Below are 22,557 nucleotides of genomic sequence, written 5' to 3' on the forward strand. Positions count from 1 at the left end.
GCCCAGGGCGAGCAGCAGCCCCTTGTCGATCATCGTGCGCATATGCCGGCCTCCGTTGGTGTTTCCGCCATCCAGCCTATCGCAGACGGCGGCGGCATCGGACGATCACGGCCACGGCGATCGTGACAAATGTCATCGTCCGCGCGGCCGGGTCGTGACATTTGCCGGTGGCGCGCGGCGGCGGGAAACCGGATGATGGAACCATCCGAAGCGATGCATCCGCACAGGAAGAGCATCCGCGAAGGAGGAAAGGGGAGCGACCATGAACGGCAACGCAGCAACAACGGCGGCGACCACGCCGGCCGAGGCCGTGAAGGTGAGCGGGCTCGTCAAGCGCTACGGCGATCTGGTGGCGCTGGACTACTTCGACCTCGACGTGCATGCGGGGGAGATCTTCGGCCTGCTCGGCCCCAACGGATCGGGCAAGACCACGGCCATCAACTGCATCCTCGCCCTGCTCGCCTACGACGCGGGCACGATCCGCGTGTTCGGCGAGCCGATGACGCCCACGAGCTACGCGCTCAAGCGGCGCATCGGCGTCGTGCCGCAGAACGTGGCGGTGTTCAAGGAACTCACGGTGGAGGAGAACATCGACTACTTCTGCTCGCTGTACGTGCCGCGCAGGGCGGACCGGGCGCCGCTCGTCGAGGAGGCGATCGACTTCGTGGACCTGCGGGGATTCCGCAAGTTCCGCCCGGGCAAGCTGTCCGGCGGCCTGCTGCGGCGCCTCAACATCGCCTGCGGCATCGCGCACAAGCCGGATCTCATCTTCTTCGACGAGCCGACCGTGGCCGTGGACCCGCAGAGCCGCAACGCGATCCTCGAGGGCATCGAACGCCTCAACAGGGCCGGCGCGACGGTGGTCTACACGAGCCACTACATGGAGGAGGTCGAGCAGATCTGCGACCGCATCCTCATCATGGACCACGGCCGCCATCTGGCTCTCGGCACCGCCGACGAGCTCAAGGGCATGATCGACATGGGGGAGCGGATCAGCGTGGAGACGCTCGATCTGCCCGACCCGGCGCTTGACCGCATCCGGACGCTCCCGTTCGTGATCGAGGCCGCATACGACGGCCGCGAGCTCGACGTGCGCTGCCGGCGCGGCGACCACAACCTCGTGGACCTGCTGACCGCCCTGCGCGAGGCGCGCGCGAACGTGGGGCACCTCACGAGCCGGCCGCCCACCCTCAACGACGTGTTCCTGGAACTCACCGGCAAGGCGCTCCGGGACTGACCGGGAAGGACGGACGACATGTGGACCACATTCCTCATCTCGCTCAAGGTGAGCCTGCGCAACCGGACCGCGCTGTTCTGGATGCTGCTGTTCCCGATCGTGCTGGCGACCATGTTCAACGGCATGCTCGGCGGTCTTTCCGACGGCTACGAAACTCGGCCCGTGCCCATGGTCGTCGTGGCGGACGCGAACTGGAACAAGGCGCCCGTCACGCGGGCCTTCGTCGACGCCTTGGCCGGCAAGGCCTCCGATTCCGAGGCAATCGTCGAAACAACCGGAACAACCGGGGCAACCGGCCAAACGCTGCTGACCGTCACCGAGGCCGATTCCCCCGAGGATGCGCGCAAACTGCTCGCCGACGGCACGGCGAAGGGCTATCTGACCGCGGACGACGGCGGACGGCTCGCGATCACCCTGAGCCGCGCGGCCGTCTCCGCGATCGCCGCCGGCTCCACGAGCGACCCCGGTCTCGGCGTTTCCGTGGCCGCGCTCAACACGGTGACCGACCTGTACAACCGCGCCGACGCCGTCGCCCGGCGGACCCTCGCGGACAACCCGCAAGCCGCGCTGAGCCGCTCGTTCTGGAACGCGGTCGGGTCCGCCGGCACGCCCATGACCCGCGAGGTCTCGCTCACGAACGCGAAGCCCGACGCCACGGCACGGTACTTCTATGCCCTGCTCGCCATGAACTGCCTGATGGCGATGAGCTACGCGGTCGGCGCGGTCAACGCGACGCAGGCGAACCTGTCCGCGCTGGGCATACGCCGCACGGTCGCGCCGCTGAGACGGTCGAGCCAGCTGCTGGCGGGATTCCTGGCCTGCTGGCTGTGCTCCTTCGCCGCGCTGCTCATCGCGCTGGCCTACATCCGGTACGTCTGCGGCGTCGGGATCGGAGGCCACGAGCCACAGGCCGTGCTCGCCGTGGCGGTGGCATCGTTCATGGCCAATTCGGCGGGCACCCTGCTCGGCGCGATCCCGAAGCTCTCGGCCGACGCCAAAACCGCGCTGACCAGCGCCATCAGCTGCGCGCTGTCCCTGTTCACCGGTCTGTACGGCGGATTCGCCATGCAGCTGAGCGACTGGATCGCCCGCAACGCGCCGGCGCTCGGCCTGATCAATCCGGCGCAGCAGGTCGTCAACCTGTTCTACTCGCTCATGTACTACGACGGCTACGGCCCCTTCGTCCGCACCTGCGTCACGCTGCTCGCCATGAGCGCGCTGTTCCTCGCGGGCGGGGTCGCTCTGCTCAGGAGGCAACGCTATGAACACCTGTAAGGCCACCCTGCGCGTTCTGGCCGCGCACCGGCTGTATCTCATCATCTACCTGCTGCTCATCGGCATCCTCATGTTCTCCATGAGCTGGTCGATGCTGTCCGCGAGCGCCTCGTCCGCCTCCGTGTCCACGACGTACGAGCCGGAAAGGCCGACCGTGGCCGTGGTGGACCGGGACGCGAACCGCGGAGGCGTCGCAAGCGGACTGCGCGACTACCTGTCCCCGTCCAGCGACCTGACGGACCTGCCGGATGAGCCGGAGACGCTGCAGCAGGCCGTCGCCTCGAACTGGGCGGACCTCATCGTCATCATCCCGGACGGGTTCGCGCAGGGGCTGCTTGACGCGGCGGAGTCCGGCGACGAGGGCGCCGCGCCGAGCGTGGAGACCGTCACGAGCTACACGTCCGGGGCGGGGTCGATGGCCGGCATGGCCGTCAACGGGTTCCTCACGCTCACGCGCACGGCGTTGGTCGGCTCGCTCGTCGAGGTGGACGTTCCCGAGCAGGTCATCGACGGCATCCGCGCGGGTCTGGACGATCCGGACGCCGCGACGGACCGGGTTCCCGAGGAGCCGTCCGGAGACGCGCTGGCCGCGATGCCGAAGGACGCCGTGCGCGCCCCGAGCCTCGACGATCTCGCCAAGGCCGTCGGCAGGACCGTCGACGCCGCGCACGACGGGGACGTCAACCACGAGGTCGCCGTCGAGGACGTCTCCTCCGCGGCTTCGGCGGCCGGGGCCGCGTCCGCGGAGGTGGTCGCGGACGGCTTCGGCGGCACGATGAAGACCGCGCTGTACCCGCTGTTCCTCGCCATGAGCGTCTGCACGTCGATCATTCTGGGCGCGTTCACCGCGGGCGAGGTGCGCCGCCGCCTCACCGTCTCGCCCCGGCGCGCATCCGCCATGGGCCTGCAGCGCGTCGCCACGCTGTGCGGATTCGCGCTGGCCGTCTGCGCCGGGTACTTCGCGGTGGCGGTCGCGCTCACGCTGGCCGCGGGACTCGACGCCGGGCGCCTGAACGCGGCCGGCATGGCGATGACGTTCTGTTCGACGTGCGTGTACGCGCTCATGACCGTGGCCTGCGGCTTCATGCTCAGCGAGTTCGGCGCCTCGGAGACCGCCGCCAACGGATTCGCCAACATCGTCGGCCTGGTCATCCTGTTCACCTCGGGCATCTCCGTCCCGCTGGACATCATGCCCGCCCCGATGCTCACGCTCGCCAAGGTGCTGCCCGGCTGGTGGTACTGCACGGCGATCGACAACGCCCTCGGCATCGGCTCCGCGGCGGCGACCGGCGCATCCGCCGTCGGATGGCTCGGCGCGCTCGGCTTGGTCGCCCTGTTCGCCGTCGCGTTCGTCAGCGTGGGTCTGGCCGCGGGACGGATGCGCAGGTCGAGGCCGGCCGCGGCCGTGGCGACCGTGGCGGGCTGACCGTCCTGATCGGCTGCATCGTCCATCGTCCGCAGCTTCACCGCACCGACGCCGACATGACAAACTTGTGATTATGCGCCGCGTGGACGGGTCCGGCTGGGTTTTCGGGCTCGCAGGAAGCGCACAATCACAAGTTCGTCATGTTGCGTTCGGGCACGGCGGGATGCGCACCGGAGTACACTGGTATGACCGAATTCCTTCGGAAGGAGGGCCGCGCAATGAAGCGCCGATATGGATTCACGCCAATCCGGGCCCTTGCGGCCATGACATGCCTCGCCTATCTGTTCGGGATCGCGGCCTGCTCGGGGGAACCCACCGCCGGGCCAAGCACTGACGGGCCGACCGCCGCCGAGCCGACGGCCACGGCACCGGCTCCCTCATCAAGCACGGCGACGCCCGGGGCCACCGCCACGGACGCGCTCGACAAGCAAACCACGCCGGCGCCGGCACCGTCCACGTCGCAACCCTCGGGCGGACCATGCGCCGCATGGCAGGGCAGGTACCTCTCGCCGAGCATGGGCGCGAGCGGGCTGACCCTCAACGCCGACTGCTCAGTGCGGATCGAGGACGGCACCGTCTATGCCATGACCGACCTGACCGCCGACAGGGCGCCGCTGGGCACCATTCCCGCCGGATCCGCCTCCACGCCGTATGCACCCGGCTCCTACGTGCTCGACCTCGAGCCCACCATCCACGGCACCGTCAACGTCTACGCCCTGTTCCCCGCCGGCGTGTCCATGGGGTTCGCCGACGAGGACCCGGCCGATCTCCAGTACGACCGCCTCATCTCCATGAGCGGCGGCCCGTACGTCAACGTGCCCTACGATCTGGTGCACGACGGCACGCGCTTCCACCAGCCGCAGTGATGACGGCGAACCACGGCGCCGGCCGATGGCCTCGGTTGATGGCCGCAGTTCGACGCCCCGCCAACGACACGCGGGGGATTGGCATTCCCGACGCGCTGTGGTAGGTTATCTACTCGTTGTCCCGAGCAATCGGGCGACGATCGGGCCATAGCGCAGTTTGGTAGCGCACTTGACTGGGGGTCAAGGGGTCGCGGGTTCAAATCCCGCTGGCCCGACCATCAAACCCCGGAATCTCAACGATTCCGGGGTTTTGTTATATCCGACAAACGGCTCGCCGGTAAACATGAATAAACATGGCGGCGGTCTTCGCTCCGCAGCGTAACGCGCGGCATGTAGGATTGCACCCAGTTCACGGCTCCGCGGGGAGCCTGTGGGAGGGGGATTCGCATGTTCGCGTCGTCGTCGGTTTTTCACGCGCCAAGTTCGGAACGCGGGCGGGTGCTGGCTGCGGCCGGCATGGTGGCGGTCGGATCATTGGGCATTCAGACATCATCGTCTTTGTCGGCGTCTCTGTTCGGCGCGTTGGGACCGATTCCGGTCAGCTCGATGCGCATGCTCGTCGCCGCGGTCGTCATGCTCGCGCTCATCCGGCCCAAGCTGGACGGCCGACCGAAGGGCGAATGGCTGGGTATCGTGGTCTACGGGCTTGCGATGGCGGCGATGAACATCTGCCTGTACTCGGCCATCGACCGCATCCCGATGGGAGTGGCCGTCACCTTGGAGTTCCTCGGCCCGTGCGTGGTGGCGCTGGCCGGTTCGCATCACTGGCGTGAGGGACTGTGCGCGCTGGTCGCGCTGGCGGGCGTGGGATTGATCTCGTTCACGCCGGGCGGCTATTTCACCCCGGCGGGATATCTGTTCGCGTTGGGCTCGGCCTGCTGCTTCGGCCTGTACACGCTGTTTGCGGACCGAGTCGGCAAGGCGGGCGCCGGATTGGACGGGCTCGCCCTGTCGGTCACGGTCGCGGCGATTGCCACATTGCCCATATCCGCCAGTCACGCCACGCATGCGACGCCCGCGCAATGGGGCGTCATTGCCGCGTCGGCCGTGCTGGGCGTGGCGATTCCCTACACGATGGACACGCTGTCCGGACGCATCACGTCGGCGCGCGTGGTCGGCACGCTGTTCTCCATCGATCCGGCCATGAGCGTGGTCATCGCGGCGCTGATCCTGCGCCAGACCATCACCGTGATGGCCATACTCGGCGTCATCGTCGTCTCCCTCGCCGGCGCCCTGCTCGTGTGGGCGTCCGGAGGCGACGACGGTCATTAAACGGACACCGAACATCACGGGCGAAACGCCACGCTCGACCCGCTCCGACCGTCATTTCGCCCACATGCCAGACCGGATGCTTGCCCCGCACGGCTGGCGTGGCGTAATATTCGCGGTCTATGGTCTAACGGAAGCCATACCGGAGAACCCGCGGCCCCGGAAATCCCGGGGACCGGAAAGCCCGGACCGGGAGCGCGACGGCATGCAACGGCCGGCGCAAGCCGCAACGGAGAGACGCAAGGAAAGGGGCAGCGCAGCATGTCCATGCACATATTCCGCACCAAATCGGTCGAGCAGACCATCGCCGAGACGGGGGAGGAGGGCCGCTCGCTCAAGCGCAACCTCACTTGGTGGGACCTGTCCATCATGGGCGTGGCGGTGGCCGTGGGCGCGGGCATCTTCTCCGTGGGCGCGCAGGCCGCCGCCTACCACGCGGGCCCGGCCGTGATCATCAGCTTCCTCATCGCCGGCGTGGTGTGCGGCGCCGCCGTGATGTGCTACGCCGAGTTCGCCTCGATGATCCCGGTGGCCGGCTCCGCGTACACGTTCACGTACACCACGGTGGGCGAGATCATGGCATGGGTCATCGGCTGGGACCTCATCCTCGAGATGCTCATGGCCGGCTCGGTGATCTCCAAGTACTGGGGCGTGTACCTCAACGACTTCATGCGCCTCATGGGCTGGAACGCCAACACCAACCTCACGTTCGGCGCGTTCCACATCGACGTGGCGCCCATCATCATCGTGGCGTTCTTCACCACGCTGCTCGTGTTCGGCACCAAGATCGGCGCGCGCGTGGACGGCGCCATGACGGTGCTCAAGATCGCCATCGTGTTCTTCGTGGTGATCGTCGGCTTCTTCTACGTGAAGGCCTCCAACTACACGCCGTTCATCCCGCCGAGCGAGCCCGCGTCCGCCGTGTCGGGCGCCACCTCCGCGGTCACCAACGAGATGACCCAGCCGCTGTGGCAGTTCATGACCGGCATGACCCCGACCGTGTACGGCGTGCCCGGCATCCTGTCCGGCGCGGCGCTCGTGTTCTTCGCGTTCATCGGCTTCGACGTGGTGGCCACCGCCTCCGAGGAGACCGTCAACCCGAAGCGCAACGTGCCGCTCGGCATCGGCGTGGGCATGGCCCTCATCATCGTCATGTACATGCTCGTGGCCATCGTGACCACCGGCATGGTCTCGTACAAGGACCTCGCCGCGCAGGACAGCCCGTCGCTGGCCACCGCGTTCGAGCTCGTGGGCGCCAACTGGGCCGCGAAGATCATCAGCTTCGGCATCGTGCTGGGGCTTGCGACCGTGGTGATGGTGCTGCTGCTGGGACTCACGCGCGTGGTGTTCGCCATGAGCCGCGACGGCCTGCTGCCGAGGGGTCTGTCGAAGACCGGCCGCCACGGCACCCCGGCGACCCTGCAGATCGCGGTCGGCGTGGTGGTGGCCCTCGTGGCCGCCTGCTTCGACATCGGCGTGCTCTCGGACATGGTGAACATCGGCACGCTATCCGCGTTCACGCTCGTGGCGATCTCCGTGCCGATCATGCGCGCCAAGCGCCCGGAGCTGCCGCGCGCGTTCAAGATGCCCGGCAACCCGTGGGTACCGATCCTCATCGCCGCCGCCAACCTGTGGCTCATGCTCAACCTGAGCGTGCTCACGTGGATCCGCTTCGTAGTGTGGCTCGTCATCGGCTTCGCGGTGTACTTCGGCTACGGCTACCGTCACGCGCGCCTGGGCACCGGCGAGCTCGACACGCCGCAGACCGGCGCGATCGCATCATGATCGCGCCATGATCGCACAATAGCGCACACCCGAGGCGTTCGATTCGGTGCGATCGTGTGAATCTCATGCCTCCGAACGGACTTTCCGGCCGATTCGGAGGCATTTTTCATCCTGCGTTCACGTTTTCTTCGAGGAGCGGCAAGGGGGTCCACCCCCACGCGGGTACACTGGGGACCATTGCAGAACAACAAGAAAGGGGCTGTATGACCGCCAACGATCCGTTCGAGTCGTCCGCGCGCAAGATGCGCGAGCACGGCATGAGCGAAGTGTCCATCGCGCAATTCGAGCATCTCTACCGCGTCTGGCAGAACGAGGAGGCGTCGAGCTGGATCCGCGAGGCGGACGTCGAGCCGCTCACCGACGTGCCGAGCTTCCACGACGTCTACAAGACCATCGACCACGACAAGGCCGTGGACGCATTCGCCAAGACCGCGTTCCTCAAGCTCAACGGCGGCCTCGGCACCTCCATGGGCCTGCACTGCGCCAAGTCGCTGCTGCCCGTGCGCCGCCACAAGGCCAAGCCGATGCGCTTCCTCGACATCATCCTCGGACAGGTGATCACCGCGCGCACGCGCCTCGGCGTGGAGCTGCCCCTGACCCTCATGAACTCCTTCCGCACCTCGGAGGACTCCATGAAGCTGGTCAAGCACAACCGCAAGTTCCACCAGGAGGGCATCCCGGTGGAGATCATCCAGCACACCGAGCCGAAGATCGACGCCGCCACCGGCGAGCCGGTCTCCTTCCCGGCCGACCCGGAGCTCGAGTGGTGCCCGCCGGGGCACGGCGACCTGTACTCCACCATCTGGGAGTCCGGCCTGCTCGACCGCCTCGAGGAGCGCGGCTACAAGTACCTGTTCATCTCCAACTCCGACAACCTCGGCGCGCGCCCGTCGCGCACCCTGGCCCAGTACTTCGAGAACACCGGCGCCCCGTTCATGGCCGAGGTGGCCGTGCGCACCGAGGCCGACCGCAAGGGCGGGCACATCGTGCGCGACCGCAAGACCGGCAACCTCATGCTGCGCGAGATGAGCCAGGTGCACGACGACGACAAGGCCGACGCGCAGAACATCGCCAAGCACCCGTACTTCAACACCAACTCGATCTGGATCCGCGTGGACGCCCTCAAGGCCAAGCTCGCCGAATGCAACGGCGTGCTGCCGCTGCCGGTGATCCGCAACAAGAAGACCGTGGACCCGACCGACCCCACGACCACCAAGGTCATCCAGCTGGAGACCGCCATGGGCGCGGCGATCGGCCTGTTCGAGGGCGCGACCTGCGTGCAGGTGGACCGCATGCGCTTCCTGCCGGTGAAGACCACGAACGACCTGTTCCTCATGCGCTCCGACCGCTTCCACCTGACGGACTCCTACGAGATGGAGGACGGCAACTACATCTTCCCGAACGTGGACCTCGACCCCCGCTACTACAAGAACATCAACGACTTCAACGAGCGCTTCCCGTACAACGTGCCGTCGCTGGCCGCCGCCAAGTCGGTGACCATCCGCGGCGACTGGACGTTCGGCCAGAATGTGAAACTGTTCTCCAGCGCGGTCCTCGAGGACACCGGTGAGCCGTCCTACGTGCCGAACGGCGAATTCGTTGGCCCTCAGGGCGTCGAGCCGGACGACTGGGTGGTCTGACGCGTTCAGCCGTACAAGAAACCCTCGGTATTTTGAGGAAAAGGACGTAATTCGCGCGAAATGCCCTTACAATAGGGTGAAGTGTGCGGCAACGCACAGTTGAACGACATGCTAACGAGACGTGAGGACTAATGGCAGAGGGTACGAATGGCAGGCGGCGTTTCTCCGACAAGTGGGGAAAGCACGAATTGGACGTGCTCGCCGTATTGTCATCGGCCTTCCCGCAGTGGCTCACGTCCCGTCAGATCGCACAGCGCGTGAAGGCGTACGCCGATTCGTACGGCGAGCTCGCCGATCAGGCCGCCAAGGCCGCGTTCGCCAAGCAGTTCCAGCGCGACCGCGCCAAGCTGGCCGCCATGGGCATCGCCATCGAATCGCGCCAGCCCGAATACTCCTCGAAATCCGAGGGTCAGGACTTCGCGTCCTACCGCCTGCAGCTCGGCGACGAGCCGCGCGTCCGCCTGCACTTCGAGCAGGAGGACCTGCCGGTGCTCGCCGCCGCCAACTATCTGGCGCGCTCCATCTCCATGTCGCAGGCCTCGGAGGAGGAGCACCAGCAGACGTCCCGCACGGCCCCGCGCGTGCCGCAGACCCCCATTCCGGGCCTTGGCCTCGACTCCATCGCGCCGGGGCTGGGCACGCAGACCATTCCGGCCCAGCTCATGAAGGTCGTCGACTCCCGACGCTTCGCCGCCACCGTGGACGTGGACGGCGAGCACATCAACGTCGCCTACCGCGACACGGACGATCTGGCCATGTACGTGCTCGAGCACCCGGGCGCGTCCATCATCAGCCCCAAGGAGGCCGTCGAAGCCTTCCACCGCCGCCTCAACGCGGCCGTGGCGTTCCGGGAGCTCACGGACGCGGCCAAGGGCGAGTCGGCCGCCACGGTCGTCTCCCAGCCGCTGGTCAGGCAGGAGCCGGCCGAGCAGGAGCATGCGAAGCCCCACAAGAAGTCCGGGTCGTTCCAGACCGGCTCCGAGGTGGACCGCCGCCTGCGCCTCATGCTGTTCCTGTCCGCGCATCTGGGGGAGGAGTACTCGCTGGCGGAGCTGGCCGAGCGCTTCATCGGCCGCGCGCGCACCGAGGACGAGCTCAAGAAGTCCGTCGCGGTGATCCACAAGGACATCAACACGCTCACGACCGTCTCCGACGACGGCGAGATGGCCGGCAGCCAGTTCTTCGACATCGACTGGTCCCTGCTGGACGCGGAGGGCATCGTCTCCGCCACGAACTCGCTCGGTCTGGAGCGCCTCGCGGGCATCTCCCCGCAGTACCTGAGCCTGCTGACCGCGTCGGTGAGCTACCTCGCGCATTCGCCGCTGCTGCCCGAGCAGTCGCGCGCCCAGGCCCAGTCGCTCTACCAGCGTCTGCGCCCGCACGTCAAGGCCGGCGAGACCCCGTGGCTGAGCCTGACGGGCTACGAACTCGAGCCGAACAGCTTCACGGTCGTGCGCCGCGCCATCAACGACGGCGACCTGATCGACATGGAATACACGGACGGCGCCGGACGCACGCGTCGCAAGCTCGTCGCCCCGGCGAAGATCTTCGTGGACGAGGGCCTCTACTACGTGGCCGTGTGGACCGCGGTGGACGCCAAGAAGCGCATCGCGACCGATCAGGCGTCCGCGGGCGCGGAGAGCAAGCACTGGCAGGTGCTGCGCCTGTCGCGCGTGGAGCACGCGGACATCGTCAAGCCCGAGCACCCGGTCGACGTGCCGGACGTGCCGGTGGGCAAGCTGCGCAAGTGGAGCCTCGACAACGGCACCGACGCGGCGTTCATCACCGACCAGCCGGACCTGCCGTTCATCAAGAACCTGCCCGGCGCCAGCGTGGAGCCGTACGGCACCGGCGAAAAGGTGAGCGTGACCGTCTCGTCCGACTCGTGGTTCGTGGCGTTCTGCATCGCGCACGCCCGCCACATCGTCGCCGTGGCGCCCGCCACGCTGCGCTCCATGATCGTCGCCCGCGCCGAACGCGAACTGAGCCTCGGCGCGAAGGACGAGGCCTAGGGAGGCCCGCCATGCCGTGGTGGATCTGGCTGCTGCTCGTCCTGTTCATGCTCGTCATGCTCATCGCCGGCGTCGTGTACGCGGGTCTGCGGGCCGTCGCCGCGCTGCATGCCGTCGCGGGCGTGGGGGAGAAGGTCTCCGCCCCGCTCGCCGCCATGGGGGAGCAGCGGCCACAGCCGCGTCAGGAGCAGGCGCCGCCGTTCGTCGAGCCGCTGAACAAGCCGTATGACCGTTACGTGGCCGCGCATGCCGAGGTGCTGCGCCGCCGCGCCAAGAAGGAGGACCGCCGCGCCGACGTCTGGAGGCGCTGGGCGGAGTAAGGGACCATGCCAGCACATCACCACCGCAAGAACCGGGCCGACGCGGCCGCGACGGCCGTGAACCGCAACGCCTCGAACCAGTCGCCGGCCGCTCGCTACGCCGCCTTCAAATCCCGTCAGGCCCGCGAGTCCACGGCCGCGGCGCGCTTCGAGCGCACGCTGAGCTTCCCGCTGGACGACTTCCAGAAGGAGGCCATCGACGCGCTGGAGGCCGACAGCAACGTGCTCGTCGCAGCCCCCACCGGTGCCGGCAAGACCGTCATCGCCGACTTCGCCGTGTTCCTCGCGCAGGAGCGCAACGTCAAGGCGTTCTACACCACGCCCATCAAGGCGCTGAGCAACCAGAAGTACCACGACCTCGTCGCCGTGTACGGCGAGGACCGCGTGGGACTGCTCACCGGCGACAATTCGATCAACTCCGAGGCGGACATCGTGGTGATGACCACCGAGGTGCTGCGCAACATGCTCTACGAGCGTTCGACCACGCTGAACGCGCTGCGCTACGTGATCCTCGACGAGGTGCACTATCTGGCCGACCGGTTCCGCGGGCCCGTGTGGGAGGAGGTCATCATCCACCTGCCGCAAAGCGTGAAGGTCGTGGGCCTGTCCGCCACCGTGTCCAACGTGGAGGACTTCTCGGCGTGGATCGCCTCGGTGCGCGGCGAAACCAAGCTGGTCGTCTCCGAACGCCGTCCCGTGCCGCTCGAGCAGCATGTGCTCGTGCAGGCGGACGACCGCACCGAGCCGGAGGTGATCGACCTGTACCGGCGCGGCGCCGACGGCGAGCAGACCACGCAGCTCAATCAGGAGCTCGTGCTGCGCATGAGCCAGCTGGACCGTCAGGCCGCGCGTCGGGCCGGGGCGGGACGGCACGCGCACGAGTCCAAGAAGGTGGGCCGGGAGCGCGTCTCCGGGCGCGACGGCAAGCCGATGCGCCACACGCCGCGCCGCTGGGCCGTGGTCGACGAGCTCAACTACCTCGGCATGCTGCCGGGCATCTACTTCATCTTCTCGCGCAACGGCTGCGATCAGGCCGTGGACCAGTGCATCAACGCGGGTCTGGAGCTCACCGACGACGAGGAGGCCGTGCGCATCCGCCGCATCGTGGACGAGATGATCGACGGGCAGCTGTCCAACGCGGATCTGAAAACCCTCAGATTCAGCCAGTTCCGCTTCGCGCTCGAGGAGGGCTTCGCCGCGCACCACGCCGGCATGATCGCCCTGTTCCGCCAGATCGTCGAACGCCTGTTCGAGGAGGGTCTGGTCAAGATGGTGTTCGCCACGGAGACGCTGGCGCTGGGCATCAACATGCCGGCCCGCTGCGTGGTCGTGGAGAAGCTCGAGAAATACAACGGCACCGGGCACGTGAGCCTGACGCCGGGGGAGTTCACCCAACTCACGGGACGCGCGGGCCGCCGAGGCATCGACCCGATCGGCCACGCCATCGTGGTGGACCACGCCGGCTTCCTGCCGCAGACCGCCGCCGCGCTGTCCAGCAAGCGCGTCTACCCGCTGCATTCGAGCTTCCGGCCCACGTTCAACATGGCCGTCAACCTGCTCAACGCCAGCGACTACGCCACCGCGCGCGTCACGCTCGACCATTCGTTCGCCCAGTGGGAGGCCAACGAGTCCGCCACGCAGCTCGAGGAGCAGATCGGCCTGCTGCATCGCGCGATCGACGGCTACGAGCAGGCGTTCGCGTGCCAGCACGGCGACTTCAAGGAGTTCATGACCATCCGCATGAGGCTCTCCGACCTGCAGAAGGGAGAGCGCCGCCAGCTCAAGCACGCGGTCTTCGCCTCCGAGGCGGAGCGCAAGGCGGCATGGCGCAGCCTCGACCGGCGCATCGCGGACCTCAAGCGGCGCGAGCAGGAGCATCCGTGCCGCGACTGCCCGGATTTGGCGCAGCACCTCAAGTGGGGGCACCGCTGGGCGCGCGAGATGCGCGAGCTCGAACGCGTGAACAACCGCTACGAATCGCGCACCGGATCCGTGGCCCGGCAGTTCGACCGCATTTGCCAGCTGCTCAGCCAGCTCGGCTATCTGGAACGCCACGACGAAACCGACCCGTTCTCCGGCACGCGCACCGACTACCGGCTCACCGAACGCGGCCAGCTGCTGCGGCGCATCTACAGCGAGCAGGATCTGGTGCTCGCCGAGGCGCTGGAGGCCGGCGTGCTCGACGACTTGAACCCCGAGGCGCTGGCGTCCGTGCTGTCCGGCATCGTCTACGAGGCGCGCAGGGGAGAGGGCGGCGAGCCGCGGCACTACCCCGGCGGGGCCAAGGGCGCGGTCATCAACGCCGCACGGGCCCTGACCAAGCTGCGTTCCCAGATCGCGTTCATGTGCGAGGACAACGGCCTGGACGACCCGCCCAAGCTGGACTTCGGCATCTGCGACGTGATCTACGCGTGGGCCAGCGAGCACGACCTGTCCGACGTGCTGCGCGACGTGGATCTCACGGGCGGCGACTTCGTGCGCAACGCCAAGCGGCTCGCGGACGTGCTCCAGCAGGTCGCGCAGACCGGCGTGTTCCTGGGCGATCGCGGCGAAAAGCTCGCGCGCACCGCACGTCAGGCGTACGAGGCGATCAACCGCGGCATCGTGGCGTACTCCGGCATCGACTGACGCGGGCCCGTCGCGGCATACGCTTACGGCAATGTCCTCGCGGCAATGCTCGCGGCGAAATCGCGCGGAACGGGAATAATCCCGTCGTCCCAACGGTTATGTACCCTTGATAAGGCTGTTTTGAAGGAGGCAACATGGCGGAACGCTCCCTGAGGGGAATGAGCATCGGCGCGAAGTCGCTCGAGTCCGATGACAACGTGGATTTCGCGGCGAGGAACGACGTGGCGTACGTGTGCCCGAAGGGCCATCGCACCATCCTGCCGTTCGCGGAGGGCGCCGAGATCCCGGACGAGTGGGAGTGCCGCTGCGGCACCATCGCGCACCGCGAGGGCGATCAGGACGCCGAGGCGGACGAAATCGCCAAGCCGACGCGCACGCACTGGGACATGCTGCTCGAGCGCCGCAGCGTCGAGGAGCTGCAGGCCCTGCTCGACAAGCGTCTGCAGATGCACCGCGACGGCTGGATCCCGGATTACGAGTGACTTGCGCGCGTGACGCCCGGCGGTTTTCCGCGCACTGATTATGCCCGGTCATGACGGCCGGGCATAATGTTATCCGGACTTCACACGCAAGCCAATTTACGCAAGCCAATCACGCACACGCGGCAACGGAGAGAGAAACCCATGGCCCAGCAGCATCCCAGGAACGTCGTCCTGCTTGATCTGGACGGCACGCTCACCAAATCCGACGGCGGCATCATCCAGAGCGTCGTCAAGACCTTCGAGGAGCTCGGCCGTCCCGTGCCCGACGACGCCGAACTGCACCGGTTCATCGGACCGGCCATCAGCGAATCGCTGGCGCGCAACCATGTGCCGGCGGGGGAGATGGACCGCGCGATCGCCATCTACCGCAGCTACTACAACGAGCGTCCCGCATTCGACGATCCGAACGAGCCCGGCGCCAAAGTGCCCGGCCAGCTCGTCAACGTGGTGTTCCCGGGCATTCCCGAACAGCTCAGGCGCCTGCGCGCCGACGGCTATTATCTCGCACTGGCCAGCTGCAAGCCCGAATTCCAGTGCGTGCCGATCTGCGAGCATTTCCACCTGACCGGTCTGCTCGACGGCATCTACGGCGCCAGCACCGACAATTCGCGCCTCGACAAGGACCAGGTCATCCGGTATTGCTTCGAGCGCATCGGATTCGACCCGTCCGCCGGCGACAGGGCGCTCATGGTCGGCGACCGCTACACGGACATCGACGGCGCCCGCGCATGCGGCGTCGACACCATCGGATGCCGCTGGGGTTACGCGCCGACCGGCGAGATGGAGGAACACGGCGCCTACGAGATCATCGAGCGCGTCGACCAGATCGAGGACGCCGTCAACCGGTACTTCGCCTCGCACTGATCGAACCTCCTCATCTTCGCGTACGTCTTTCGCGCCGACCGAGCGCAATCGGTGCAATCGGCGCAATCTGCATCGCAAACAATTTCAGCGCAACACGCGTGATCGGTCCAACCTGCGGCGGCAAATCCGCAGGTTGGACCGATCACGTCATATTTGGCCCCGTTTGCGCGTCAATTTTCGGTCATTCGGTCCAATCTGTTGCCGCCGCGGTCCAGGTTGGACCGATCAACCTGTATCTGGGCCCGGTTGCGCGTCGATTCGCGGTCATTCGTTCCAAGCTGCGCCGCGACGGCAACAGGTTGGAACAAACAAGCCATATTCAGGCTTGGTCACGCGTCGGTTTTCAGGCAATTGTTCCAACTTGCAGGTACGGCGCAGCTTGGAACGATTGCTGTGTTGGCAGAATCGTCGGCTAGCCGATGTGTGGTCAAATGTTTCAATCTGAGTTTTGATGTTCCAAATTACGTTTTCGGGATGCACGTTGGAGCGTTCGGGAAACCGATCCAATAAACCGATAATGTACGTTATGTCAGAACGTGTTTTTGTTCGCTCCTCACTTTCATTGGAATTCCGGGGAAACGCAATGAGCCCAACGGGTCCCGGCAGTATGCGCGGATAATGGGCGGACGACCGTATCGAACATGCTATGGACCGTCGCCTCTCCACATTGAGCCCGCGCATGCGCGGAATGCGGTCAAGTCGAGACGGATGCCAAGGAGGCGTTCCTTCCCGCCGATGGGCAGTCCGTGTTCGACTGCCGCCCAGACTGTCCCAGGCTGTCGATGACGTCGCCGATGGTACGGTTTCCCTCCGCGGTTTCGATGCGGTGGAGCATGCTGTCGAGCATGCGTTTGAGGTCGTGCACGTCGGCGGCCGGATAGGCGCATCCGGTGATGGCGGCGGTGAGCGTGATCATGATGCGGATCCTTCCGCCGGGAATGCGGCTGGAGTTCCACGCTCATGCATCCGGCATCATGTACGATCGTACACGACGGGTTACATGCCGTCCGGCGTATGGCTGATCGACGTAAGGATGCCGGTGCGCCGCCAGTAGGTGACGTCCACGGTGTCGCCGTCCACGATCGGCGGGTCCGGCTTGTCCTCCAACGTCCAGTCGTGCGTCGATCCGTCGGGCAGGCGGACGGTGAGGATCCAATCCACGTCCGTGACCCAGTTGTCGTCGTCCCGGTATTCCTTCTCCCGGACGTCGAGGACGGTGGCGGTCGCGTCCTGCGGTCCCTCCCGCCGGTCCTCGTTCCACCGGCCGACGCACTGGGCGCCGTAGATGATGAGTGCCAGTCCGCCGATGGCGCAGACGACCGCGGCGATGATCCGGCTATGCCGGTCGGCCAACAGCAACCAGATGGGGATGCCCAGCAGGAGGATGGCGCCAAGCCCGACCGTGCCCCAGTAGAGTCTGAGCGCGGCTACGGGCGCCTCGGGACCGGGCGTGTGCGTGGCGGACCCGTTCAAGGCCATCACGCCGAAAGCACATAGGGCGGCGATGATCCATACGATGCCCAACCATCCCAGACGGGATGAGAATAACGAGGTCTTTTTCATGGTCCTGATTCACCGGCCTTTCCAAGGCAAGCATGCACCGCCCGTCGCGCATCCGTCAAATGGGGTCAGCCGTTCTCCGCCTCGCGGGCGCGTTCGGCTTTTCGTGCCTCGAGCTGCATGCGCAGACGCGCGGCGGTCAGGTCGTCGATGGGCCGTCCGAGTCCTCGGGCACCGGAACCGACGTCCACTGGCATATTGGTGAGGTCCACGTAGTCCTCATGCTCCAGGGCCTCGTCGATCTGATGCCACAGCGAGCCCACCGACACGCCGAAGACGGCCCTGCCGCTGCGCACCAAGGCGATGACCTGTTCGTTGGTGGTGCATTCGTGGACTTCGTCGCCGTCGCACATGATGGTGATGTTCTCGAGCTGCTTGCTCGTGCGCTGCGTGAGGAATCCGATGGCCGCGGTGACGTTCTGCAGGTTGACTCCGGCGTCAAGCAGACGTTTGGACACGGCGAGGATCACCACGTCCTTGAAGGAATACAGGCGGCGCGAACCGGATCCGTGCGAGGATTTGATGGATGGCTCGACGATCCGCTTGCGCGCCCAATAGTCGAGCTGCCGGTAGGTGATGCCGGCGACCTTCGACGCGACCGTCCCCCGGTAGCCGCGCCGGAACTGCTCCTCGTCGGCGGTGGCGAAGAGCTCGCCCTGCACCATGTCCGCGGTATGCGCGTCCGTCCCCCGGTGCAGCGTGAGCTCGACCATCGCACTCCCCCGCTTCAGGCCCTCGGCTCGCGGATGACCGCGGACTTGGTGAAGAACACGAGGCGGAACTTGCCGATCTGGATCTCGTCGCCGTTGTGCAGTTCGGCGTCGTCGCGGCGCTGGCGGTTCACGTACGTGCCGTTGAGGCTGCCGGCGTCCACCACGTGGTACACCCCGTTGATGCGGCGGAACACGGCGTGCGCGCGGGACACGGTGGAGTCATCGAGCAGAATGTCCGCGCTCGGATCGCGGCCCACGCTCACCTCGTCCTCGTCGAGCAGGTAGCGGGAACCGGTCACCGCGCCGCGCGTGGAGATGAGCAGCGCCGTGCCGTCGGCCAGACGGGCGATCGTGTCGAGATCCTCCTGCGTGAGCGGACGGTCGGCGGTGGTGGTAATCGGGATGGTGATTGCGGGCAAACCGATGATGGTGGTTTCGCCTGCGGTAGGGATCGGATCAGTCATAATTGCCATTCTACAAGCATTCGGCGCAATATGGGCGCATTCGGCCCGTCATTCCACCGTCTTCGCGTATTTGTTGGTCTGCGGCTGACGCACGGTTTCGATCACCACGTTGTCCACCTGCTGCACGGCGACCCCCGCGCCGAAGTCGAGCTTCAGGTCGGAGCCCACTCCCCCGGCGATGTCCACCGCGCCCTGCAGCGTGGACGGGTCGCCGATCGCCTTGACCACGTACGGGCTGGTCAGCGTGACACCGTCGCACACGAGGTTGCCGTTCACGCGCTGGATGGACGTGGACGTGATGACGCGCACGCCGGCGAATTCGATGACCTCGGCGCCGGCGTTGCGCAGCTCCTCGATGAGGTGGAACATGGTGGCCGCGTCGATGGGCTTGCCGGCCCTCTCGGCGATGGTGATGGTCACGCCCTTGCCCTGCGCGGGAAGGCGGCCGGACAGAATGCCGCTGGTCTGCTCGTTCTGCTGGGCGATGAGCCGGGCCTGCTCCTGCTTGTCCACGGCGGATTTGATGGAGTTGAGCTGCTCGGTGAGCTGCGTCTTGCGATCCTCGAGCTTGCTGACCTGCGAGCTGGTCTCGGTGAACAGGCGGCGCAGCTCGTCCTCGGTCATCGACTCGTACGACGACTGCGTGTTGTGCGCCTGGACCATGTAGCCGTAGCCCAGCAGCGCGCACAGCACCATGACGAGCGCGCTGGTGACCATGCGGCTGCGCGTGGCGTTGCGGTCGAGGTTGCGGCTCGCGGGCTTGCGGCGCACCACGGGGAAGGATCCGGTGGCGGTGTCGTCGTTGACCTTGTCGCGGCGGCGCTGGTGCCTCAGCGTGGACTGCGGGTCCCTGCGGCGCTCGTCCCGAGCGTGTTCGTGTTCGTTGCGTCCCGCCATGCGTCAGCCCCTGAAGATGAAGCGCCGGATGGCGGACACGTTGGAGAAGATGCGGATGCCCATGACCACGATCACGGCGGTGGTGAGCTGGGAGCCCACGCCGAGCTGGTTGCCGAGGAATACGAGCAGCGTGGCGGTGATCACGTTGGAGAAGAACGAGATGACGAACACCTTGTCCGAGAAGCTGCGCTCGAAGTAGGCGCGGGCGGCGCCGAGCAGCGCGTCGAGGGCGGCGACGACCATGATGGGCAGGTACGGCTGCAGCACGATGGGAATGTCCGGCTGCAGGAAGATGCCGGTCACCACGCCGATGATGAGCCCTAGAACCGCTGCCATTTATTCGACGCTCCTTGCATACGAGAGGTTCTTCGATTCCGCCGCTTCCAGTGTAATGGTCTTTTGCGTGGACACCTGCGGATGGATGCCCGCGTTTTCCAGCTGCTCGTTGTTGCCGCCGGCCCCGGTGGCCGTCACGGCGGCCTTGAGCTTGGCGCCGTCGCCGATCGCCTGGATGACGTACGGGCTTTCGATCTTCGTCAGGTCCACGAGGATGGTCTGGCCGGCCTTGCGGATCGAGGACTGCACGCCGAGCCGGTTGCCGTTGACGGCGATGGCCTCCGCGCCCGCGCCCCACAGCTGGGACACGTACCACTGCAGGTCGCCGTCGGTCACCGTGCGCACCTGCGAGCCGTCGTCGGAGGACGCGGACAGCGGGTTGGTGATGGTGATCTGGACGCCCGGCCCCTCGACCGCCACGCCGCCGATCACCATTTCGTCCCGCGTGAGCTGGTCGTCGGCCGCGTTGGCGCCCACCTGGTCGCTCAGCGCGGTGATCTGACCGCGCAGGTCGTTGAGCTCCTTGGTGAGCTGGTCGGACTGGTCCGAGGCCTCCTCGATGCGGCTGACGTACCAGTCGCGCTGCTGCTTGCGCGGGTCGGCGTGAAGGCGCTGCACCACCACGGAGCCGCTGACGCCCACGACCACGCAGATGAGGAAGACCACCACGCGCGTCGCCCATATGGAGAAGGCTGACCGGTGGCGCTGGTCGAGCAGGGAGTCGGCGTACAGGGAGTCCATGGGCCGGTTGGTCAGGTCGTCGATGAGGCGCAGCGACTCGTCCGCGAGCCTGCGGCGGGTGGAGTTCTGCGTGCGGATGCCCAGCGAGTTCTCGGCGTGGCGGCGGGACAGTCGCAGCGCGCCCTCGGAGAACGTCGCGCGGCGCCTCACCGGCGTGGCGTCCGCCGGCACGGGCACGGACACCGGCGCGGGCGTCTCCTCGGCGCTCATCGTCCGTCCCGGGAGCGGGCCGGTTGGGCTTGCCGCGCGGCGCGTTCCGCGTGGATGAGGTCCCACCCCTGCCTGAGGTACAGGACGCCCGCCATCCAGTAGAGCACGACGCCCCAGATCATGCCGGCCATGCAGATCAGGTGCAGGGCGAGCGTGAACGGGCCGGCCCACATCTCCGCGATGATGAACGTCGGGATGGTCATCATGAGCATGGCGGTGCCGGCCTTGCCCACGAAGTGCACGGGCAGCGGGCCGTAGTCGTGCTGGGCGAGCATGAGGATCTCGATGGCCATGACGAGGTCGCGCGCGCCCACGATGATGAGCACCCACCACGGGATGATGCCGGCCACGCCGAGCGCCACCACCGAACAGAAGATGAGCAGGCGGTCCGCGACGGGGTCGAGGATCTGCCCGATCTTGCTCACTTGGTTGAACTTGCGCGCCAACGTGCCGTCAAGGCCGTCGGACAGAGCGCTGATGGCCAGGACGACGAGCGCCCAGACCATCTCGCGCCGCGCGACCAGCACCGCGAACACCGGGATCGAGATGATGCGCAGCAAGCTGATCGCGTTCGGCACGGTCCAGATGAGGTCGCGCGCCTCCGGGCTGTACGCCGCGTCCGTCTGATGTGCCGCCAATCGCATTCCCTCTTTCCGCGTCCCGCGCTCAGATACGCGAAGCCTGCAGCGCCGTGACGATGATGCCGCGCGCGCCGACCTCGTACAGATCGTCCATGAGCTGGTTGACCTTCCTGCGCGGCACCATGACGCGCACGGCGGCCCACTGCTTGTCGTGCAGCGGGGAGATCGTCGGGCTTTCGAAGCCGGGGGTCACGGCCACGGCGGCGGAGACCTTGTCCACCGGGATGTCGTAGTCCATGAGCACGTACTGGTGCGCGGTGAGCACGCCCTTGAGGCGGCGGGACAGGACCGTCAGGCGCGGGTCGTCCTCGGCGAGGCGGGGCGAGCGGATGAGGCACGCCTCGGAGTGCATGAGCGGGTCGGCGAAGATGCGCAGGCCCGCGTTCCTCAGGGTGGTGCCGGTGGAGACCACGTCGGCGATGAGGTCCGCCACGCCCAGCTGCACGGAGGATTCGACGGCGCCGTCCAGGTGGATGGTCTGCGCGTTGATGCCGTGCTCGGTGAGGTAGTCGTGCACGAGCTTGTCGAAGGTGGTGGCCACGCGCTTGCCCTCGATGTCCTCGAGGCGGCTGATGGGCGAGTCGTTCGGCGCGGCGAAGCGGAACGTGGACGCGCCGAAGCCGAGCGGCATGTGCTCGAGCGCCGGGGTGCCGGAGTTCTTGAGCAGGTCCTCGCCGGTGATGCCCACGTCGATCGTGCCGGTGCCGACGTACACGGCGATGTCCAGCGGACGCAGGTAGAACAGCTCGATGTCGTTGTCCGGATCCTGCACCACGAGCTGGCGCGGGTTGGTGCGCAGACGGTAGCCCGCCTCGGACAGCATGTCCCAGGCCGGCTGCGACAGCATGCCCTTGTTGGGCACTGCGATGCGAAGCATGGTGAAACCCCTTCCTTTGGTGCGGCCGCACGGTGCGGCGGCCGTCACAGGTACTTGTACACGTCCTCGAGCTTGATGCCGTGCTTGATCATCATGACCTGCACGTGGTAGAGCAGCTGGCTCATCTCCTCGGCCATGCGCTCGTTGCCCTCGTATTCGGAGGCGATCCAGGTCTCCCCCGCCTCCTCGACGATCTTCTTGCCGATGAAATGCGTGCCCTTGTCGAGCTCCTCGACGGTCAGGGAGCCTTCGGGGCGGGTCTCGGCCTTTTCGCTCAGTTCGGCGTACAGCGACTCAAACGTCTTCATGGGATT

General features: G+C 66.9%; 21 protein-coding genes, 1 tRNA gene and 2 pseudogenes. 14 read left to right on the top strand and 10 right to left on the bottom strand.

Annotation, left to right across the window (positions count from 1 at the left end; translation table 11 throughout):
• The first annotated feature begins 262 nt into the window (after nucleotides 1-262).
• From DSM100685_RS00350 to DSM100685_RS00410, 14 genes and pseudogenes are all read left to right on the top strand, one after another.
• Nucleotides 263-1,237 carry an ABC transporter ATP-binding protein gene (locus DSM100685_RS00350; RefSeq protein WP_152349391.1) on the top strand — a complete coding sequence of 325 codons (975 nt, stop codon included), beginning with the start codon at nucleotides 263-265 and terminating at the stop codon, nucleotides 1,235-1,237.
• 18 nt (nucleotides 1,238-1,255) lie between these two features.
• Nucleotides 1,256-2,512, top strand: a complete 1,257-nt coding sequence (locus tag DSM100685_RS00355; protein ID WP_152349392.1) for an ABC transporter permease — start codon at nucleotides 1,256-1,258, stop codon at nucleotides 2,510-2,512.
• On the top strand, nucleotides 2,499-3,938 hold the full coding sequence (locus tag DSM100685_RS00360; protein WP_152349393.1) for an ABC transporter permease: 1,440 nt from the start codon (nucleotides 2,499-2,501) through the stop codon (nucleotides 3,936-3,938). The genes DSM100685_RS00355 and DSM100685_RS00360 overlap by 14 nt, the downstream gene beginning before the upstream one ends.
• A gap of 218 nt (nucleotides 3,939-4,156) precedes the next feature.
• Nucleotides 4,157-4,804, top strand: coding sequence for a hypothetical protein (locus DSM100685_RS00365; RefSeq protein ID WP_152349394.1), 648 nt, complete (start codon nucleotides 4,157-4,159; stop codon nucleotides 4,802-4,804).
• Between the two features lie 141 nt (nucleotides 4,805-4,945).
• Nucleotides 4,946-5,022, top strand: a tRNA-Pro gene (locus DSM100685_RS00370).
• Nucleotides 5,023-5,302: 280 nt separating this feature from the next.
• Nucleotides 5,303-6,076 (top strand): EamA family transporter, encoded by a 774-nt coding sequence (locus DSM100685_RS00375; protein ID WP_240811866.1) that lies wholly within the window; start codon nucleotides 5,303-5,305, stop codon nucleotides 6,074-6,076.
• A gap of 264 nt (nucleotides 6,077-6,340) precedes the next feature.
• Nucleotides 6,341-7,858, top strand: a complete 1,518-nt coding sequence (locus DSM100685_RS00380) for an amino acid permease (protein WP_152349609.1) — start codon at nucleotides 6,341-6,343, stop codon at nucleotides 7,856-7,858.
• Between the two features lie 203 nt (nucleotides 7,859-8,061).
• Nucleotides 8,062-9,498: a UTP--glucose-1-phosphate uridylyltransferase gene (locus tag DSM100685_RS00385; RefSeq protein WP_152349395.1), complete on the top strand. Its 1,437-nt coding sequence runs from the start codon at nucleotides 8,062-8,064 to the stop codon at nucleotides 9,496-9,498.
• A gap of 131 nt (nucleotides 9,499-9,629) precedes the next feature.
• Nucleotides 9,630-10,347: pseudogene (locus tag DSM100685_RS11150) on the top strand (helix-turn-helix transcriptional regulator); the annotation flags it as partial.
• A gap of 110 nt (nucleotides 10,348-10,457) precedes the next feature.
• A pseudogene (locus tag DSM100685_RS11155) lies at nucleotides 10,458-11,510 on the top strand (helix-turn-helix transcriptional regulator); the annotation flags it as partial.
• An 11-nt stretch (nucleotides 11,511-11,521) separates the two neighbouring features.
• Nucleotides 11,522-11,830: a hypothetical protein gene (locus DSM100685_RS00395; RefSeq protein ID WP_152349397.1), complete on the top strand. Its 309-nt coding sequence runs from the start codon at nucleotides 11,522-11,524 to the stop codon at nucleotides 11,828-11,830.
• 6 nt (nucleotides 11,831-11,836) lie between these two features.
• The gene (locus tag DSM100685_RS00400) at nucleotides 11,837-14,458 is read left to right on the top strand and encodes a DEAD/DEAH box helicase (RefSeq protein WP_152349398.1); all 2,622 of its coding nucleotides are present in this window, start codon (nucleotides 11,837-11,839) and stop codon (nucleotides 14,456-14,458) included.
• A 134-nt stretch (nucleotides 14,459-14,592) separates the two neighbouring features.
• On the top strand, nucleotides 14,593-14,940 hold the full coding sequence (locus tag DSM100685_RS00405; protein WP_152349399.1) for an RNA polymerase-binding protein RbpA: 348 nt from the start codon (nucleotides 14,593-14,595) through the stop codon (nucleotides 14,938-14,940).
• Nucleotides 14,941-15,081: 141 nt separating this feature from the next.
• Nucleotides 15,082-15,804 (top strand): HAD hydrolase-like protein, encoded by a 723-nt coding sequence (locus DSM100685_RS00410; RefSeq protein WP_152349400.1) that lies wholly within the window; start codon nucleotides 15,082-15,084, stop codon nucleotides 15,802-15,804.
• A gap of 694 nt (nucleotides 15,805-16,498) precedes the next feature.
• On the opposite strand, the gene DSM100685_RS00415 is transcribed toward DSM100685_RS00410, so the two are convergent.
• The 10 genes from DSM100685_RS00415 to DSM100685_RS00460 all read right to left on the bottom strand — a co-directional run bounded on the left by DSM100685_RS00415 (nucleotide 16,499) and on the right by DSM100685_RS00460 (nucleotide 22,551).
• Nucleotides 16,499-16,720, bottom strand: a complete 222-nt coding sequence (locus tag DSM100685_RS00415; protein WP_152349401.1) for a hypothetical protein — start codon at nucleotides 16,718-16,720, stop codon at nucleotides 16,499-16,501.
• 80 nt (nucleotides 16,721-16,800) lie between these two features.
• Nucleotides 16,801-17,286 (bottom strand): hypothetical protein, encoded by a 486-nt coding sequence (locus DSM100685_RS00420; protein ID WP_152349402.1) that lies wholly within the window; start codon nucleotides 17,284-17,286, stop codon nucleotides 16,801-16,803.
• A 146-nt stretch (nucleotides 17,287-17,432) separates the two neighbouring features.
• Nucleotides 17,433-18,077, bottom strand: a complete 645-nt coding sequence (locus tag DSM100685_RS00425; RefSeq protein WP_152349403.1) for a MerR family transcriptional regulator — start codon at nucleotides 18,075-18,077, stop codon at nucleotides 17,433-17,435.
• 14 nt (nucleotides 18,078-18,091) lie between these two features.
• Nucleotides 18,092-18,541 (bottom strand): FHA domain-containing protein, encoded by a 450-nt coding sequence (locus DSM100685_RS00430; RefSeq protein ID WP_152349404.1) that lies wholly within the window; start codon nucleotides 18,539-18,541, stop codon nucleotides 18,092-18,094.
• Between the two features lie 48 nt (nucleotides 18,542-18,589).
• Nucleotides 18,590-19,438, bottom strand: a complete 849-nt coding sequence (locus DSM100685_RS00435) for a DUF881 domain-containing protein (protein ID WP_152349405.1) — start codon at nucleotides 19,436-19,438, stop codon at nucleotides 18,590-18,592.
• A gap of 3 nt (nucleotides 19,439-19,441) precedes the next feature.
• Nucleotides 19,442-19,774 carry a small basic family protein gene (locus tag DSM100685_RS00440; protein ID WP_152349406.1) on the bottom strand — a complete coding sequence of 111 codons (333 nt, stop codon included), beginning with the start codon at nucleotides 19,772-19,774 and terminating at the stop codon, nucleotides 19,442-19,444.
• Entirely contained in the window at nucleotides 19,775-20,725 is a 951-nt protein-coding gene (locus DSM100685_RS00445; RefSeq protein ID WP_152349407.1) for a DUF881 domain-containing protein, read from the bottom strand. It abuts the gene before it with no gap.
• Entirely contained in the window at nucleotides 20,722-21,369 is a 648-nt protein-coding gene (locus DSM100685_RS00450; RefSeq protein ID WP_152349408.1) for a CDP-alcohol phosphatidyltransferase family protein, read from the bottom strand. The genes DSM100685_RS00445 and DSM100685_RS00450 overlap by 4 nt, the downstream gene beginning before the upstream one ends.
• Before the next feature lie 22 nt (nucleotides 21,370-21,391).
• Nucleotides 21,392-22,243 (bottom strand): ATP phosphoribosyltransferase, encoded by an 852-nt coding sequence (gene hisG, locus DSM100685_RS00455; protein ID WP_152349409.1) that lies wholly within the window; start codon nucleotides 22,241-22,243, stop codon nucleotides 21,392-21,394.
• A gap of 44 nt (nucleotides 22,244-22,287) precedes the next feature.
• Nucleotides 22,288-22,551: a phosphoribosyl-ATP diphosphatase gene (locus DSM100685_RS00460; protein ID WP_152349410.1), complete on the bottom strand. Its 264-nt coding sequence runs from the start codon at nucleotides 22,549-22,551 to the stop codon at nucleotides 22,288-22,290.
• Nucleotides 22,552-22,557 lie beyond the last annotated feature (6 nt).

The sequence above is a fragment of the Bifidobacterium avesanii genome (genome assembly GCF_009299475.1).
GTDB classification, from domain to species: Bacteria; Actinomycetota; Actinomycetes; order Actinomycetales; family Bifidobacteriaceae; genus Bifidobacterium; species Bifidobacterium avesanii.